Raw genomic sequence first — 17262 nt, forward strand, 5'->3', positions numbered from 1 at the left:
GCGGAGGGTCCCCCCGGGGACTTCTCCGCGCGCGGACGGCTCACTTGCCGAGCGCCCGCTGGAGCTGGCTCTTGTTCATGTTCGAACGGCCCTCGACACCGCGCTTCTTGGCCTCCTCGTACAGCTGGTCGTACGTGGGCCCCTGGGAGCCCTTGCCGGAGCGCTGCCCGCCCCGCTTGGCGGACGACATGTCCTGGGTCGAGGTGCGGCTGGCCGTCTTGGACTCGCCGGACCTGGCGCGCTCCTTGTTCACGGTCCGGGCGGCGATCTCCTTGGCCCGCCCGGTGCTCTCGCCCCGGTCCTCGGCGCTCTCCTTGATGTGCTCGTACTGACGCTCCCGTTTGGGGCTGGAACCGCGTGGCATGTCCGCTCACTTCCTCTCGCGTACAGCGAACGGGTACCCACCACGGTGACGGCAATCGGGGCCCGCCGCACATGTCGGTGCTCCAGGCGGGCCACGCGTCCCGTCTCCCCCGGCGGCGCGTTCGTCCCGTCGGCCCCGTCGGTCGCGTGCTCCCCGAGCGCCTCATGGCGGCACCGGCGCCCCGAGGACCGCGAGCCGGGCCACTCGGGTGCATGAAGGCGGTGACAGAGGTCACTCGCTTGGGGTGTACCCGGATTGGCTCATTCCGTCGTCTCTTCCCATAGCCGTTCCGATCCGCCCCGGAAGCCCGTCCAGCCGTCACGAGGGAGCAAGGCGTTGTCCACCGTCATCGAGCAGCCCGTAGAGGCCCGCCTCGTCGCCGCCGCGCCGCGGATGCCGAACATCCCCGCCACGCTGCACTACGACCGCGACGACCCGTTCGCCGTCCGCATGACCTTCCCCGCGCCCGCCACCCTCGAGGGCGTCGAGGTCTGCTGGACCTTCTCCCGCGAGCTGCTCACCGCGGGCCTGCTGGCCCCCGAGGGGCACGGCGACGTACGGGTGCGCCCATACGGGTACGACCGCACCGTGCTGGAGTTCCACGCCCCCGAGGGCACCGCCGTCGTGCACGTCCGCTCGGGTGAGGTGCGCCGGTTTCTCCAGGCGACGAGCGAACTGGTGCCGGTGGGGCTGGAACACCTCCAGCTCGACCTGGACCACGGCCTCGCGGAGCTGATGCGGGGCGCCTGACCGGCAGGGCCGACGCACGCCGCCGGCCGGGGCGTCGAGCGCGCCGTGCCGCGCGGCCGTCTCCCCCGGTGGCACCGGTCACGGTGCCGGGCTGCCACGGTCCCGCACGGCCCGGCGCGCTGCCGGGACCGACGCCGTGCGCGCGATGCCCCACGCCCGGGCACGCGATGCGGCCCGCCGTGGAACGTGGGGGCGGATTCCCCCGTGCCCCGGGTCGACGGCCCCGCGGGACACGGCCCACCTCGGCGCGGAACGGCCGGACGGCGAGCGCGCCGGCCGTCGGCTCAGCCGCCCCGGGGGAACGCGGGGGCCGGTACCGACCCGGCGTGCGTCGTGCGCAGGGCGCTCAGGATTCCGTCGAGCGCAGGGGCGGGCGCCCCCGCGAGCCGGACGAGCCGCTCGACGCGCCGGTCGTCCGCGCCCGGCAGCAGGCCGGCCACGGCGGCGAGGGCCGCGGCGGTCGCGGCCGGGCCGGGAACCGGCTCGTCCGGTGCGGACGCGTCCAGGATCAGCCGGGCCTCCCGGTGCAGGGCGTCCACGCGGGCCGTGTCGGCCAGGACGTGGTCCACGGACGGGAACACCCGGAGGACCCGGCGCCGCTCCGCGCGCAGCACCCCCTCGGCCACCAGTTGCTCCCGGACTGCGTCGAGGGTGTGGCGCGCCCGCAGCGTCACCCAGGTGCGCCAGCCGTGCGGACAGGACTCGCTCACCAGCTCCAGCAGCCCGTCGAGGACCGCGTCCCCGGTGCGGGAGTCCAGGTCGAGCGGGGTGACGATGCCGTCGTCGTCGGTCAGCAGACCGCGCCGGGCCAGCTCGGTGAGGGCACCGGCCCGCACGACGGAGGGCAGCCGGGCCGGTTCGGTGACCTCGCGTCGCGCGGTGTCCCAGGCCAGCAGGTAGAGGCGGGACGGCAGGGAGAGCGAGCCGTTGGACACAGGGCCTCCTCGGGGCAGTGACGTCGAGATCCGGTCATCCGGTAAAGGCGTTGACAGCCGATCCGGCCCCTCCTACCGTTGACAACGCCTCTGTTGCCGTCGATGGGAGAAGGACGTTGCTCGTCTGAGGTTCTGAGACACCGCGTCACACCGGTCAGGTGTGTGCGTCGCGTGCGACCTCGGCGTTCGAGCCGTCCCTGCGGTCCCTGCGGAACAGGGCTTTTCTTCTGCCCACGGTTTCCCTTCCGGCTGCCGACCGTCGTCCCGCGGTGTCTCGATACGCGTGTGCCCCTGATCGCTTCGAGCAACCGCGGAGACCCTTATGTCATCATCCATCACCTGCGTGTCCCTCGCCTTCACCTGGCCCGACGGCACCACCGTCTTCGAGGGCCTCGACGTCGCCTTCGGCCCCGGCCGCACCGGACTCGTCGGCGTCAACGGGTCCGGTAAGTCGACCCTGTTGAAACTGATCGCCGGTGACCTCGCCCCGGCCGACGGCGCCGTCCGGGTCGCCGGCGAGGTGGGCTATCTGCCGCAGAACGTGACCCTGGACACCGCGCTGAGGGTCGACGAGGCCCTCGGGGTCGCGGCGCGCCGGGCCGCGCTGCACGCCATCGAGGCGGGCGACGTGGCCGAGGAGCACTTCGAGACCGTCGGCGACGACTGGGACGTCGAGGAGCGCGCCCTCGCCACGCTCGGCGAGCTCGGGCTCGGGCACATCGGGCTCGACCGCACCGTCGGCGAGCTGTCGGGCGGCGAGTCGGTGCTGCTGCGGCTGGCCGCGCTGCTGCTGCGCCGTCCGGACGTGCTGCTGCTCGACGAGCCCACCAACAACCTCGACCTGTACGCCCGCAGGCGGCTGTACGCGGCCGTCGAGGGCTGGGCCGGGGTGATGGTCGTGGTCAGCCACGACCGTGAACTGCTGGACCTGGTCGACCAGATCGCGGACCTGCGCTCCGGTGAGGTCACCTGGTACGGCGGCAACTTCTCGGCGTACGAGGAGGCCCTGGCCGTCGAACAGGAGGCCGCCGAACGCATGGTGCGCGTCGCCGAGGCGGACTTCCGCAAGCAGAAGCGCGAACTGGTCGACGCCCAGGTCAAGCTGGCCCGGCGCAAGCGGTACGGGCAGAAGATGTTCGAGCAGAAACGCGAGCCGAAGATCGTCATGGGAGCGCGCAAGCGCGCGGCGCAGGAGTCCGCGGGCAAGCACCGCATCATGCACGAGGAGAAGCTCTCCGAGGCCAGGGAGCGGCTCGACGAAGCGGTGGAGGCGGTGCGGGACGACGCCGAGATCCGCGTCGACCTGCCGTACACGGCCGTGCCGCCGGGCCGGGAGGTGCTCACCTTGCGCGACCTCGGTCTGGCGTACGGCGCCCGGGTGGACGGCGGTCTCGATCTGCGGGGCCCCGAGCGGGTCGCGCTGATCGGGCGCAACGGCGCGGGCAAGACGACGCTGCTGCGCACGGTCGCCGGGGAACTGGAGCCGGTGTCGGGCGAGGCGGTGGCGCACGTCCCGCTGCGGTTCCTGCCGCAGCGACTCGACGTCCTCGACCCGGAGCTGACCGTCGCCGAGAACGTGGCCCGGTTCGCGCCGGGCGCCACCAACAACCGGATCCGGGCCCGTCTCGCCCGCTTCCTGTTCCGGGGCGCCCGGGCCGACCAGCAGGCGGCGACGCTCTCCGGCGGCGAGCGGTTCCGGGCGGCGCTGGCCGCGCTGATGCTGGCGGAGCCCGCGCCGCAGCTGCTGATGCTGGACGAGCCGACCAACAACCTCGACATGGCGAGCGTGAGACAGCTGACCACGGCGCTGGAGTCGTACGAGGGAGCCCTGATCGTGGCCAGTCACGACCTGCCGTTCCTGGAGTCGATCGGCATCACCCGCTGGCTGCTGATGGAGGAGGGAGAGCTGAAGGAAATCACGCCAGAAGCTGTCGGGTATCCCGCCTAGCGTCTCGGGCATGAGCCAGACCAGCGAGTTCATCACCATCACCGGGGCCGGGGAGAACAACCTCAAGGACGTCTCGCTCCGCATCCCGAAGGGCCGGCTGACCGTGTTCACCGGCGTTTCGGGATCGGGGAAGTCGTCGGTCGTCTTCGACACGATCGCGGTCGAGTCGCAGCGGCAACTGGCCGAGACGTTCACCTGGTTCGTGCGCAGCCGGCTGCCCAAGTACGAACGTCCGCACGCGGAAGCGCTGGAGCACCTCACGCCCGCGATCGTCGTCGACCAGCGGCCCATCGGCGGCCACTCCCGGTCGACGGTCGGCACGATGACGGACGTCTCCTCGGTGCTGCGGGTGCTGTTCTCCCGGCACGGCACACCGAGCGCCGGACCGGCGACGGCGTACTCGTTCAACGACCCGTCGGGCATGTGCCCCGCGTGCGACGGCCTGGGCCGGACCGTACGGCCCGACTGGGACCGCATCCTCGACCCGGACCGCTCCCTCGCCGAGGGGGCGGTCCGCTTCCCGCCGTTCGCCGCCGGGACCTGGCAGGGGCAGGCGTACACCAACAGCGACGAGCTGGACCCGCACAAGCCGGTGCGGGAGTTCACCGCGGCCGAGCGGGAGTTCCTGATGCGGGGGCGCCCGGGCAGCAAGGTCACCGTGAGCGGCACGGGCGGGACGTGGACCACCGAGTACGAGGGGCTGGCCGACCGTTTCGAGCGGCTGTACCTGAAGCGGGACCTGGCGGGGATGAGCCAGAGGACCCGGGACACGGTGCGGGAGTTCCTGGCCGAGGGGGTCTGCGCGGCCTGCGGGGGCGCCCGGCTCAACGAGGCGGCGCTGGCGTCCCGGATCGGCGGCCGGTCCATCGCCGACTGCGCCCGGATGCAGGTCACCGACCTGATCGCCGTGCTGCGGGAGATCGACGACCCGGTGGCCGCGCCGATCGCCCGGGCCGCCGTCGCCGCCCTGGAGCGGATCGAGCGGATCGGGCTCGGCTACCTCAGCCTCGACCGGGAGACGACCACCCTCTCCGGCGGCGAGGGGCAGCGGCTGAAGACCGTGCGGCACCTCGGGTCCAGTCTGACCGGGATGACGTACATCTTCGACGAGCCCAGCGTCGGACTGCACCCGCGGGACGTCCACCGCCTCGGTGAACTGCTGCTGCGGCTGCGCGACAAGGGCAACACGGTGCTGGTGGTCGAGCACGACCCCGACGTCATCGCCCTGGCCGACCATGTGGTCGACATGGGCCCGGGGGCGGGCACCGGGGGCGGCCGGGTGGTGTTCGAGGGGACGCCGGACGCGCTCGCCGCCTCCGGCACGCTCACCGGACGGTGTCTGCGGCGGCGTACGGCGGTCAAGGACACGGTGCGGGAGGCGGTGGGCGAGCTGTGGGTGAAGGGGGCCCGCCGGCACAACCTGCGCGAGGTCACCGTGCGGTTCCCGGCCGGGGTGCTCACCGCGGTGACCGGGGTCGCCGGCTCCGGCAAGAGCACCCTGGTCGCCGAGTTCACCGCCGCCCACGGTGACGCCGTGGTGGTCGACCAGTCCTCGATCGGCATCTCCGCCCGGTCCACCCCGGCGACGTATCTCGGGATCATGGACACGGTGCGGAAGATCTTCGCGCGGGAGACGGGGGCCGAGCCGGGGCTGTTCAGCTTCAACTCCGAGGGCGCCTGCGGGACCTGCGAGGGCCGCGGGATCATGTACACCGACCTCGCGTTCATGGACCCGGTGACGACGACGTGCCCCGCCTGCGAGGGGCGGCGCTTCAAGGACGAGGTGCTGCGGCTGACCGTCGGCGGCCACTCCGTCGCCGACGTGCTGGAGATGACGGCCGAACAGGCGCTGGACCTCTTCGACGACACCGGGGTACGGCGCAGGCTGCGGGCGCTGCGGGACGTCGGCCTGACCTACCTCACCCTGGGGCAGCCGCTGTCCACCCTCTCCGGCGGTGAACGGCAGCGGATCAAGCTCGCCACCCGGCTGCACCGCACGGGTGCGGTGTACGTGCTCGACGAGCCGACGACCGGGCTGCACATGGCGGACGTGGACGGGCTCGTCGCCCTCCTCGACCGGCTCGTGGACGCGGGCAACACCGTCCTCGTCGTCGAGCACAACCTGGACGTCGTGGCCCGCGCCGACTGGGTGATCGACCTCGGTCCGGGCGGCGGACGGGACGGCGGCCGGGTGGTCTTCGAGGGCACTCCGGCCCAGCTGCTGGAGGCCGAGGGGTCCTTCACGGGGCAGCACCTGCGGCGCGCCGTGCGCTGAGGCCGGTTACCCGGTGGTACATCTCATCGGCGCCGGGGGTGGCCCGGTCGGGGACGGCGCTGCATGATGGCTGTTCCCGGCGCCGGAGGGCTACAGGCCGTTCCCGGACGGCTCCGGTACGGCCAGACATGTCCCGTCCGATACGGAGTCCCGCTCGTGCCCAGCAAGAAGGCCCTCGTCCGCCGCCCCTCCCCCCGCCTGGCCGAGGGGCTGGTGACGCACCTCGAACGGGAACGCGTCGACGCCGGCCGCGCGGTGGAGCAGTGGGAGGCGTACACGGAGGCGCTGCGCGCCCACGGCTGGGAGACGATCGAGGTGGACCCGGCCGACGACTGCCCGGACTCCGTGTTCGTCGAGGACACGGTGGTGATGTACCGGAACGTGGCGCTGATCGCCCGGTCCGGGGCCGGGTCCCGGCGCGCGGAGACGCCCGGGGTCGAGGAGGCCGTGGCGTCGCTGGGCTGCTCGGTGAACTGGGTGTGGGAGCCGGGCACGCTGGACGGCGGCGACGTCCTCAAGGTCGGCGACACCGTCTACGTGGGCCGCGGCGGGCGCACCAACGCGGCCGGGGTGCAGCAGGTGCGGGCCGCGTTCGAGCCGCTGGGCGCCCGGGTGGTGGCCGTGCCGGTCGCCAAGGTGCTGCATCTGAAGTCGGCGGTGACGGCCCTGCCGGACGGGACGGTCGTCGGGCACATCCCGCACATGGACGCGCCGTCGCTGTTCCCCCGCTTCCTGCCGGTGCCGGAGCCGTCCGGGGCGCACGTGGTGCTGCTGGGCGGTGACAGACTGCTGATGGCGTCGAGCGCGCCGAAGACCGCGGAGCTGTTCGCCGACCTCGGTTACGAGCCGGTGCCGGTGGACATCGGCGAGTTCGAGAAACTCGAGGGCTGTGTGACATGCCTCTCGGTGCGTCTGCGGGAGTTGTATGCCTGACTCCGGGCACCTTCACCCGTACGGCGCAACGACCTGCGGCTCCGGGCGCTCGCGCCCCGATCCCTCACCCGAAGGGATCCCCGCTGATCAGGGGTCTTTACAGCGCCCTTAACCTACGGCTACGTAACCTACGGGTTCGTAGCCTACGATGCCGTAGGTTCCCGGCCCGCTCGCCGGGACTGCCTCATGTCACCGTCCCCATGGAGTCACTCGTGTCGCTCACTTCTCCCCACCTCGGCAGCCCTTCGGTCTGGACCGACGCCCGGCTGTTGTACGCACTGGAGGAAGTGGTCGAGAAGGAGCTGAACCGGCATCTGAAGGTCACCAAGGACTGGATGCCGCACGAGTACGTGCCGTGGAGCGACGGCCGCAACTTCCCCGGTTTCTTCGAGGACGGCGAGGCCTGGGAGAAGGAGCAGTCGAAGGTCACCGAGGTCGGCCGGATCGCGCTGGTGGTGAACCTGCTGACCGAGGACAACCTGCCCAGCTACCACCACGAGATCGCCACGCTGTTCGGCCGCGAGGGCGCCTGGGGCACCTGGGTGCACCGCTGGACGGCCGAGGAGGGCCGGCACGGCATCGTGATGCGGGACTACCTGCTGGCCTCGCGCGCGGTGGACCCGGACAAGCTGGAGCAGTTCCGCATGGCGCACATGAGCGAGGGCTTCGAGTCGGACAACCGGCACTCGATGCTCCACTCGATCGCCTACGTGGCCTTCCAGGAGCTGGCCACCCGCATCTCGCACCGCAACACCGGCCACCAGTCCGGCGACCCGGTCTGCGACCGCATGCTGGCCCGCATCGCGACCGACGAGAACCTGCACATGGTGTTCTACCGCAACCTGCTCAAGGCGGCGTTCGAGCTCGCCCCCGACCTGACCATGCAGGCGGTGCGCGACGTCGTGGTGAACTTCCGGATGCCCGGCCACAGCATCCCCGGCTTCGAGCGGGCGGCCGCGCAGATGGCCATCGGCGAGGTCTACAACCTGCGCATCCACCACGACGACGTGATCCAGCCGGTGCTGCGCTTCCTGAAGGTCATGGAGATCGACGGGCTGGGCCCCGAGGGCGTCAAGGCCCAGGAGGAACTGGGCCTGTTCATGGGCGGCCTGGACGCGGAGGCCTCGAAGTTCGACGAGAAGCTGGCGGCCCGCAAGGCCCGCATGGCGGCCCGCGCCGCCGGCTGAGCACCGGCCGGGACCCGTGGGGGCGGGGCGGCTGGATCCGAACCAGCGTGTCCCGGTTTTTGGAGACCCGGCGCGTCGGCCTCTGCGTTGCGACCCCGCCCTCGGGGGCAGCGTAGAGGCCGACGCGCCGGGTCTCACCGGTCGTGGCACGGCACCGGCCGACGGTGGCGTGAAGCCCGGGGCCCGCCGCGCGCCCTCGGGCAGGGCGTCCCGTTCCCCGGAGGCGAGCAGCGCGTACGACTCCGGTGGCCGCCGCACGGTCCGCGCCGCGTTGTTGACGAGGATGTCCAACGGCTCGCCCTCCTGGCGCAGTTCCTCGCACAGCCCCAGCACCTGACGGGGGTCGCGCAGGTCGACGGCGAGGACCCGCAGCCGGTCGAGCCGCTGCGCGCTGTCCGCCCGCGCGGCGGGTGACCGGCGCGGGCTACCGTCCCGCGCGGCGCAGTTCCAGGCGTTCCTTCTCCGACAGGCCGCCCCAGACGCCGAACCGCATGTCGTGGGCGAGGGCGTAGTCCAGGCAGGCCGCGCGGATCGGGCAGAGGCCGCAGATGCGCTTGGCCTCCCGGACCGAGCTACCGGGCTCGGGGAAGAAGAAGTCTCCCCCGGTCTGCGCGCACAGGGCCTCCTCCTGCCAGGCGAGGTCGGGCGCCGGGTACGTGTCGATGTGCATGGCCGGAAGCGTGCCGGGCGGCGAAAAACGTTCGATCAACGCGGGATCAACGCGGCGCCGGGCCGCGGCCCCGCGGGCCGCGCCGCGGACGTCCGTGACCGCATGATGATGACGCCGGGTGTCCGGACGCGCACGGCGGCGCGCCGGTGTTCAGCTCTGGCGCGGATCGCCCTTGAGGACCGCGAACCGCGCGCCGTACGGGTCCTCCAGCCGTGCCAGCCGGCCGACGCCGGCGAGGGAGGTGGCCGGCATCCGCACCCTGCCGCCGAGGTCCACGGCCCTGGCGACGACGGCGTCGGGGTCGTCCACCCCGATGTAGGGCAGCCAGTGGGGGCGGCCGCTCACCGCCTCGGTAGGGTCGTCGGCCAGCGGGACCAGCCCGCCGAACATGCCGTCGTCGCCGGTTCCGGCGGGGTTGACGGAGGTGTAGACGCCGTCGGGGAAGGTCACGGCGGAGGTCTCCCAGCCGAGGACGGCGTGGTAGAAGGCGGCGGCGCGGGCGATGTCCGGGGTGTAGAGCTCGACCCAGCACAGGGAGCCGACCTCGCCGGCCGCCTCGAAGCCCTTGAGGAGGTGCGGCTCCCGGACGCCGAAGGGGACGCCCGCCTGGTCGGCGAGGACGGCCGTCCTGCCCTGCCCCTTCACGTCCGTCGGCGGCATGGGCACGCTGCCCCGGGCCTGCTCGGCGGCCCGCGCCGTGGCATCGGCGTCGGGGCTGCGGAAGTAGACGGTCCACGCGGGCGGGCCCTGCTCCGGTGCGGTGGGCATGCCGCCGGCGACGATCCGGTCGGCCAGCCGGAAGAAGCCGTAGCCGCCGGCGTCGGGGCCCGCCGGCCGGAACTCCCAGCCGAACAGGCCGCCGTAGAAGGCGGTGGTGCCCTCGATGTCGGGGGTGCCGACGTCGATCCAGTCGGGGGCGCCGTCGACGAAGCGGGTGGTGAGCATGGTGCCTCCTCCGGGCGGTCCCGTCGCCTGCTCTGCCGAGTCTTCCACCGCCCACCGGCCGTCGCCGTCGGAGCACCCGGACGGGCGTAGCGCGGGTCCGGCAACGGCCACCCGGCCGCGGGCCGCACCGCACGCGGACGCGCACCGGCCCCCGTCCCTCAGGCCCGCGCGGCCGCCCCGGCCCCCCTCACGCGGACGCGCGCCGGACCAGGGTCGTCGGGAGGATCACGCCGGACGGGGTCCCGCCGCTCTCGTCCGGCGCGGTCGTGCGGTCGAGGTCGCGCAGCAGGAGGCGGGCCATCAGCCGGCCCATCTCCTCGATGTCCTGGCGGACCGTGGTGAGCGGCGGTTCGGTCTGTTCGGCGATCGGCAGCATGTCGTCGAAGCCGACGACCGCCACGTCGTCCGGCACCCGCAGCCCGCGCTCGCGCAGCACCCGCAGGGCGCCCGCCGCGGTGATGTCGTTGGCGGCGAACACCGCGTCGAGGCCGGGGCAGCGGTCGAGGAGTTCGCGCATCGCCCACTCGCCGCAGGCCGCGGTGAAGTCGCCCTCCACGACCAGCCGGGGATCGGCGTCGGCCATGACGTCCCGGAAGCCGTCGAGCCGGTCCACCGCCGAGGTCTGGTCCAGGGCGCCGGTGATGTGCGCGACGCGGCTGCGGCCGAGGCCGAGCAGATGCCGTACGGCGTCGCGGGCGCCGCCCCGGTTGTCGCTGTCGACGTAGACGACGCCGTCCGGGCCGCCGTTCCAGTCGGGCCGGCCGCCGAACACGGTCGGCAGACCGGCCCGCTGGATCAGTTCGGGCAGCGGGTCGTCGATGTGGAGGGAGAAGACCAGCGCGCCGTCGACATGGCCGCCGGCCAGGTAGCGGCCGACCCGGGCGTGGTCGTCGCGGTCCTCGGTGAGCAGCAGGACGAGCTGGTTGTCATGGGCCGTCAGCTCCTTGCTGATGCCGCGCAGCTGCCGCGCGAAGAAGGGGTCGGCGAAGACGCGGGTCTCCGGTTCGGCCACGATGACGGCGACGGCGTCGTGCCGCTTGGTGACCAGGCTGCGTGCCGCCTGGTTGGGTACGTAGCCCAGTTCGTCCACCGCCCTGCGGACCCGCTCGGCCAGGGGCTCGCGCACTCCGTCGGAGCCGTTGACCACGCGGGAGACGGTGGCGCGGGAGACCCCGGCCCGCGCGGCCACCGCCTCCAGCGTGGGGCGCGGCACTGTCTCGGTCACTTCGGGGCTCCTCACCTGCGGCTGCCGGCAAGGATAGCCCCGGCCCGCCGACGGGCGAGAGAGCCCGCGGACCGGGTTTCGTCAGGTCAGTGCTGGTGTTCCTGGTCCTGCTCCTCCTCGGCGGCCTGCCCGTGGGCGTGGTCGTGCGGGTCGTACCCGGGGATCGTGCCGTCCGGCTTCTTCACCAGGAACAGCCCCACCATGCCCATGTCGGAGTGGCTCTGGACGTGGCAGTGGTACATCCAGGCGCCCGCTCCGACGCCCTCCCCCGCGATCACCTGGAAGCCGAAGGAGTCCGCCGGGCCGCAGATCTTGTTGTCGATGACCTGGCTCGGGTCGTCGGGGCCGGTCAGCATGCCGGTGCGGTTGTCGGCCCAGCGGTGACCGTGCATGTGGAACGTGTGGTAGAACTCGCCGTGCGTGATCATGACGAACTCGACGCGGTCGCCCACGGTGGCCTCGAAGTCCGGGCCGGTGTGGGGCTTGCGGTTGTTGATCGTCATGTCGTTGAAGACGATGGTGTGGGTCGCGTCGGGGAGGACGTCGCCCTTGCGCCGCACGATCACCGGGCCGTAGAGGCCGTTGCGGATGCCTCCGGTGCCGTGCACCGTGCCGACGACGTGGTCGTGGTAGTGCCAGTAGCCCGCGCTGCCCGAGCGCCAGGTGCCGTCCGACCGGCGGCCGGGCTTGTGGGTGCGCCAGGTGTAGGTGCGGGTGCCGCCCGGCGGGACGTCGCTCCTGTTCTGCTTCGTGCCGTCGCTGGAGATCTCGTAGTCGAGGCCGTGGACGTGCAGGCTCACCGGTACGTCCATGGTGTTCTCGAACTCGATGTGCAGCGTGTCGCCCTCGTTGAGCTCGATCAGCGGGCCGGGGACGGACGCCTTGCCCTTCTCGAAGCCGTAGCCCATCCCGCCGCCGTCCAGCCGCTCGGCGTACATCTTGATGCGCCGCACCTCGCCCCCGGCGGGCGCGGTGTTCGCAGGTTTGCCCGCGCTCACGGCCTCCGGTGCGAAGGACAACGATGTCGCGACGGCCGCGCCACCCAGCATCACCCGTCGGTTGAAACCGCGTCTGTCCATGCCGAACTCCCCACGTGGCTGTCATGAACCTGTGAAACCGTAGCGGCCACCCCGGGGTTTATCCACAGTCAGGACAAAGTTCGTTTCATTGCGGCCATAGGTATTGGCGAATGACGCAAAGAGGTCTAGCTTCCTTGTCGCTGTTGCTGCGACCGAGGAGGGGTGGGTGGCCACATGCGGTTCACATCGCGTCAAGAGCCCATGCGCTTACGAGGGTTGAGCACGAGAAGCACCGCCGGCGCACCAAGGACGAGAACGAGACGACGCCTCTGGGCGGCCACCGTGGCCGCCGGGGCCGTCACCGCCGGACTGCTGTCGGGTCCCGCCGCCACCGCGCGGCCGGCCCCGGATCCGTCCCTGACAACGATGTCCATCAAGTCGCCCCCGGGTGGCGCGAACGTACGCGTGCTGCTGTTCCACGGCTCCGCGGCCGGCGGCGACGAATCACCGTTGGTCAACGCCGGGATCGAGACGATCGAGCGGATCGGGCTGTCGGGGCCGGCCGACCAGCGGTTCAAGGTCACCGCCTCCGACGACGCCTCGGTCTTCACCGACGCGAAGATGCTGGGCCGTTTCAACGCCATCGTGTTCCTGACCGGGGGCGGCGACGTCCTCGACCCGGACCAGGAGGCGGGCCTGGAGGCGTACATGGAGGCCGGCGGCGGTTTCGTCGGCCTGCACGACGCGGCCCGCGCGGAGCCCTACTCGGACTGGTTCACCGGTCTCATCGGCGCCCGCCCCACGGCGTCGAGCCCCGAGAAGGTGCAGCGCGCGACGGTCGAGGTCGGCGACCGCCGGCATCCCTCGACCCAGGGACTGCCCCTGGAGTGGAAGCGCCCCGACAAGTGGCTGAACTGGGCGGAGAACCCCTCCGGTGAGGTGCACACGGTCGCCAGGGTGCGCGAGTCGACCTACGCTCCCGGCGCGGGCGCCAACGGCGCGGACCATCCGGTGAGCTGGTGCCGCGACTACGACGGCGGCCGGTCCTTCTACACCGGCATGGGCGGCACGGTGTCGTCGTACGACGAGACCGACTTCCGTGACCACCTGCGCGGCGCCCTGCTGTGGACCACCCGGCTCGTGCAGGCCGACTGCAAGGCCGCGATCAACGGCAACTACAAGGCGGAGCGGCTGACCCAGCCCAACCAGCCGGGACGGAACGACCAGATCGGCGAGCCGCACGGCCTGGTCGCCGCCCCCGACGGCCGCGTCTTCTACATCGGCCGCGGCGGCGCCGACTCCTCGCAGCCCGTGGTCACCGACTGGAACGACCCGAACATCGGCAAGGGCACGGGCGAGATCCACGTCTACGACCCGAAGACCAGGAAGGTCACCCTCGCCGGGGCGCTGACCGTCTTCGGCAACAAGGGCGGCGGCGACGAGCTGAGGAAGGTCGAGGAGGGCCTGCTCGGCATCGAACTGGACCCGGACTTCCAGGAGAACGGCTGGGTGTACCTGCACTACACGCCGCACTCCGAGATCAACCGGGACACGCACATGGCCGAGCGGCGGGTCTCCCGCTTCACGCTCGACCAGGCCACCGACAAGCTGGACCTGGCCAGCGAGAAGGTGCTGCTGAAGTGGCCGGTGCAGATCCACAGCTGCTGCCACGCGGGCGGCGGGATGGCCTGGGACTCCAAGGGCAACCTGTACATCGCCACCGGTGACAACAACTCCAGCGGCTTCAGCGGCGGTTACTCGGGCAACAACCCCGAGCCCAACTTCAAGGGCGTGTCCTTCGCGGACGCGCGCCGCACCGCCGGCAACACCAACAACCTCAACGGCAAGATCCTGCGCATCCACCCCGAGCCGGACGGCACGTACACCCTCCCCGAGGGCAACCTGTTCACCGGCAAGGAGACCGCCGAGGGCGGCGGCAAGACGCGCGGCGAGATCTATGTGATGGGTGTGCGCAACCCGGCGCGCATCTCCGTCGACAAGGAGACCGACACGCTCTACGCGGGCTGGGTCGGTCCGGACGCCGGTCAGCCGTCGACGACCTGGGGCCCGGCCAAGTACGACACGTTCGCGGTGATCACCAAGGCGTCCAACCGGGGCTGGCCGTACTGCATGGGCAACAAGCAGCCCTACCGGGACCGCAACCTGCCCGACCCGTCCAAGCCGCTGGGCTGGTACGACTGCGACCACCCGAGGAACGAGTCGCCGAACAACGACGGCCTGGTGAACGTGCCGCCGGTGACCGGCAACAACATCTGGTACTCGCCGCAGGGCGGGGCGCCCGACTACCCGCGGGACGCCGCGGGAGTCCCCTCCTACAAGGCGGAGGAGGCCACCTACCGGCTGCCCTGGCTCAAGGGCGGCGGCCAGGCCGCGATGAACGGCCCGCTCTACCGCTACGACGAGTCGAGCACGAGTGAGACCAAGTGGCCGGCCTACTGGGACGGCAAGTGGTTCGTCGGTGACTTCTACGACGCCGACCAGCCGCGCAACGCGGTGCTGATGGATCCGAGGACACAGGGTGACGGCGGTCTGCCGGTGCACTCGGAGTCACTGAAGAAGATCGTGCCGATCGGCAACGACGGCATCAAGAACCTGATGGACTGGAGGTTCGGTCCGGACGGCGCGCTGTACGTCCTCGACTACGGCCGCGGCTTCTTCACCTCCGACACCAAGTCCGCGCTGTGGCGGGTCACCTACACGGGCGGCGGGCCGACCCCGGCCGCCGGTCAGCTGGCGAGGAAGGCCGAGTGAAACCAGTGATACGGCAACGAAGAATGTGGGCTGCCCTGCTGGCCGCCCTGCTCATGATGCTCGGCCTGCAGACGGCGACGTCCACGGCCGGCGAGACCGACTCAACCGACACGGCGGCCGCGGCCCAGGTGCTCACCTGGACCGCCGGCGACGGCATCACCGAGTACACCTCCGCGCCGGCGACCGCGGTGGCCGGTCCGGCGACGATCGTCTTCGAGAACAGCGCGGCCACCGGCAACACCACCGGGATGCCGCACACGCTGACGTTCGCGACCTCCGACCCGGAGTTCAACAACGACGTCCAGCTGAACATCCTGGCCAGTCCGAACGACGCCCAGGGCGGCAAGCACACCGCCGAGGTGACCCTCACCCCGGGCCGCTACTTCTACCACTGCACCATCCCCGGCCACGGGGAGATGCAGGGCATCCTGACGGTGACCGAGGGCGGCGGTGAGGACACCACCGCGCCGGAGGCCACGGCGAAGGTGAACGGCACGCGGAACTCCGAGGGCCAGTACGTGGGTTCGGCGAGCGTGACGGTCGAGGCCACCGACGCGGGCTCGGGCGTGGACCGGATCGAGTACGCGCTCGGGGCCGACGGCGCCTGGCAGCCGTACACCGCCCCGGTCGTCTTCGACCAGGTCGGCACGCACTCGGTGCGCTACCGCGCGCTGGACAAGGCGGGCAACGTCTCGGCCGAGGAGAGTGTGGAGTTCACGGTCGTCGCGCAGCCCTCCGACGACACCACGGCGCCGGAGACCTCGGCGACCGTGGACGGCGAGAAGAACGCCGACGGGGCCTACATCGACATGGCGACGGTCACCGTCACCGCGTCGGACACCGGCTCCGGCGTCAACACCATCGAGTACGCGCTCGGGGCCGACGGTGCCTGGCAGGCGTACACCGGGCCGGTGATGGTCCACCAGGCCGGGACGCACACGGTGCGCTACCGCGCCACCGACAAGGCGGGCAACGCGGCGGCGGAGAAGAGCGTGGAGTTCACGGTCGTCGCCGCTCCCCCGCAGGACACCACCCCGCCCGCGACCGGCGTGACCGTCGAGGGCACCAGGAACTCCGACGGTGCCTACGTCGGTGACGCCACCGTGACGATCAGCGCGGACGACGGGCACGGCGGTTCGGGGGTCGCGGGCATCGAGTACTCGCTCGACGGCGGACCGTACCTGGCGTACACCGAGCCCGTGGTCGTCGACCGGGCGGGCCGGCACACCGTGGCCTACCGGGCGACCGACAAGGCCGGCAACACCTCCCAGCCGCTCACGGCGACCTTCACGGTGGTGGCGGACGGCGGGGTGCCCGCGCCCAACTGCCCGGAGTACGACGAGCGGCTGACGGTGATCGTCGGCACGGTCGACTCGGGCGTGCCGAACCGGGTCACCAACAACCGGTGCCGGATCGGCGAGCTGATCGAGGACGAGAAGGAGTGGACCTCGCAGGCCCTCTTCCTCAAGCACGTCAAGGGCGTCCTGGACGCGCTGCAGAAGGAAGGGGTCATCGACAAGCGGGAGCACCGCGCCGTCACCAAGGCGGCCCGTGAGTCCGGGATCGGCAAGCCCGGCCAGACCGAGGGCTACCGCAAGATCCTCGACGGCAGCGCGGAGTCCTTCGCCCGGTGGGAGCAGGTCGGCGGCGGTTCGTTCGCGCTGAACCCGGACGGGTCGATCACCTCCGGCACCACCAAGCCGGGCCTCGGCATGCTGTGGTTCCCGGAGCGCAAGTACGGCGACTTCTCGCTGAAGCTCCAGTGGCGTGACGACGCCCCGGGCACCGGCAACGCCAACTCCGGTGTGTTCGTGCGGTTCCCGCAGGTCCACGACCACCCGGAGGAGTCGCGTCCGGAGTGGGCCGCCATCAAGTACGGGCACGAGGTCCAGGTGTTCGACTCGCCCTCCGGCGACATGTACAAGACGGGCTCGGTCTACGGCTTCGACCGGGTGGGCCTGGCCGGTGCGGGCGTGACGCAGAAGGGCACCTGGAACGACTACGAGATCCGGGTGGTGGACCAGCACTACTCGGTCTACCGCAACGGCGTGCTGATCAACGAGTTCGACAACACCGGCGGCCAGCTGTTCGAGCCGCCGCGGTCGGACGACCCGGGCACCGACGGGCGGCGGTTCGCCTCCGGCTACATCGGGCTCCAGGTGCACGGCACGACGGACGTGGTCTCCTACCGGGACGTCCGGATCAGGGAGCTGTAGTCCCGCACGGCCACGTGTGACGC

13 protein-coding genes, 1 tRNA gene and 1 pseudogene are annotated in these 17262 nt (G+C 71.8%); 7 read left to right on the forward strand and 8 right to left on the reverse strand.

The genetic code is table 11. The features are described 5' to 3' along the window. Positions 1-40: 40 nt before the first annotated feature. Positions 41-364, reverse strand: a complete 324-nt coding sequence (locus tag FHX78_RS03915) for a plasmid stabilization protein (protein WP_145866062.1) — start codon at positions 362-364, stop codon at positions 41-43. Between the two features lie 336 nt (positions 365-700). Between FHX78_RS03915 and ssgD the strand changes: the two genes are divergently transcribed. After that, a complete protein-coding gene (ssgD, locus tag FHX78_RS03920) occupies positions 701-1114 on the forward strand; it encodes a spore wall synthesis regulator SsgD (RefSeq protein ID WP_145866063.1) in 414 nt (137 codons plus the stop codon). Positions 1115-1398: 284 nt separating this feature from the next. Here the strand turns inward: ssgD and FHX78_RS03925 are convergent, their stop codons facing one another. Continuing rightward, a complete protein-coding gene (locus FHX78_RS03925; protein ID WP_145866064.1) occupies positions 1399-2049 on the reverse strand; it encodes a GOLPH3/VPS74 family protein in 651 nt (216 codons plus the stop codon). Between the two features lie 322 nt (positions 2050-2371). Here FHX78_RS03925 and FHX78_RS03930 point away from each other — a divergent pair, with 322 nt between their 5' ends. The 4 genes from FHX78_RS03930 (at position 2372) to FHX78_RS03945 (ending at position 8392) form a co-directional block, all read left to right on the forward strand. Further along, positions 2372-3997: an ABC-F family ATP-binding cassette domain-containing protein gene (locus FHX78_RS03930; protein ID WP_145866065.1), complete on the forward strand. Its 1626-nt coding sequence runs from the start codon at positions 2372-2374 to the stop codon at positions 3995-3997. A gap of 10 nt (positions 3998-4007) precedes the next feature. Beyond that, entirely contained in the window at positions 4008-6272 is a 2265-nt protein-coding gene (locus tag FHX78_RS03935; protein WP_145866066.1) for an ATP-binding cassette domain-containing protein, read from the forward strand. Positions 6273-6428: 156 nt separating this feature from the next. Next, a complete protein-coding gene (gene ddaH, locus FHX78_RS03940; protein WP_145866067.1) occupies positions 6429-7205 on the forward strand; it encodes a dimethylargininase in 777 nt (258 codons plus the stop codon). A 212-nt stretch (positions 7206-7417) separates the two neighbouring features. Next, positions 7418-8392, forward strand: a complete 975-nt coding sequence (locus tag FHX78_RS03945; protein ID WP_145866068.1) for an acyl-ACP desaturase — start codon at positions 7418-7420, stop codon at positions 8390-8392. Between the two features lie 17 nt (positions 8393-8409). Here FHX78_RS03945 and FHX78_RS36660 read toward each other — a convergent pair. From FHX78_RS36660 to FHX78_RS03970, 6 genes and pseudogenes are all read right to left on the reverse strand, one after another. After that, a tRNA-Trp gene (locus FHX78_RS36660) sits at positions 8410-8492 on the reverse strand. 68 nt (positions 8493-8560) lie between these two features. Continuing rightward, positions 8561-8779: pseudogene (locus FHX78_RS37315) on the reverse strand (short-chain dehydrogenase); the annotation flags it as partial. 37 nt (positions 8780-8816) lie between these two features. Next, on the reverse strand, positions 8817-9062 hold the full coding sequence (locus FHX78_RS03955; RefSeq protein ID WP_145866069.1) for a WhiB family transcriptional regulator: 246 nt from the start codon (positions 9060-9062) through the stop codon (positions 8817-8819). 150 nt (positions 9063-9212) lie between these two features. Next, complete coding sequence (locus tag FHX78_RS03960; RefSeq protein WP_145866070.1) at positions 9213-10007, reverse strand: VOC family protein; 795 nt, start codon at positions 10005-10007, stop codon at positions 9213-9215. A 187-nt stretch (positions 10008-10194) separates the two neighbouring features. Then, positions 10195-11232 carry a LacI family DNA-binding transcriptional regulator gene (locus FHX78_RS03965; RefSeq protein WP_145866071.1) on the reverse strand — a complete coding sequence of 346 codons (1038 nt, stop codon included), beginning with the start codon at positions 11230-11232 and terminating at the stop codon, positions 10195-10197. A gap of 86 nt (positions 11233-11318) precedes the next feature. After that, the gene (locus FHX78_RS03970) at positions 11319-12311 is read right to left on the reverse strand and encodes a multicopper oxidase domain-containing protein (RefSeq protein ID WP_145866072.1); all 993 of its coding nucleotides are present in this window, start codon (positions 12309-12311) and stop codon (positions 11319-11321) included. Between the two features lie 201 nt (positions 12312-12512). On the opposite strand from FHX78_RS03970, the gene FHX78_RS03975 reads away from it, so the two are divergent. Next, positions 12513-15023, forward strand: coding sequence for a ThuA domain-containing protein (locus tag FHX78_RS03975; protein WP_189908705.1), 2511 nt, complete (start codon positions 12513-12515; stop codon positions 15021-15023). Positions 15024-15046: 23 nt separating this feature from the next. Further along, positions 15047-17239, forward strand: a complete 2193-nt coding sequence (locus tag FHX78_RS03980; protein ID WP_145866074.1) for an OmpL47-type beta-barrel domain-containing protein — start codon at positions 15047-15049, stop codon at positions 17237-17239. Positions 17240-17262: the final 23 nt, after the last annotated feature.

It is taken from the genome of Streptomyces capillispiralis (genome assembly GCF_007829875.1).
GTDB classification, from domain to species: Bacteria; Actinomycetota; Actinomycetes; order Streptomycetales; family Streptomycetaceae; genus Streptomyces; species Streptomyces capillispiralis.

Excerpts from the sequence above, each read along its gene's own strand:
- FHX78_RS03975 (WP_189908705.1), top strand. The coding sequence starts at position 12,513 with ATGCGCTTACGAGGGTTGAGCACGAGAAGCACCGCCGGCGCACCAAGG.
- FHX78_RS03935 (WP_145866066.1), top strand. The coding sequence starts at position 4,008 with ATGAGCCAGACCAGCGAGTTCATCACCATCACCGGGGCCGGGGAGAAC.
- FHX78_RS03955 (WP_145866069.1), bottom strand. The coding sequence starts at position 9,062 with ATGCACATCGACACGTACCCGGCGCCCGACCTCGCCTGGCAGGAGGAG.
- FHX78_RS03970 (WP_145866072.1), bottom strand. The coding sequence starts at position 12,311 with ATGGACAGACGCGGTTTCAACCGACGGGTGATGCTGGGTGGCGCGGCC.
- FHX78_RS03980 (WP_145866074.1), top strand. The coding sequence starts at position 15,047 with ATGTGGGCTGCCCTGCTGGCCGCCCTGCTCATGATGCTCGGCCTGCAG.
- FHX78_RS03915 (WP_145866062.1), bottom strand. The coding sequence starts at position 364 with ATGCCACGCGGTTCCAGCCCCAAACGGGAGCGTCAGTACGAGCACATC.
- FHX78_RS03960 (WP_145866070.1), bottom strand. The coding sequence starts at position 10,007 with ATGCTCACCACCCGCTTCGTCGACGGCGCCCCCGACTGGATCGACGTC.
- FHX78_RS03930 (WP_145866065.1), top strand. The coding sequence starts at position 2,372 with ATGTCATCATCCATCACCTGCGTGTCCCTCGCCTTCACCTGGCCCGAC.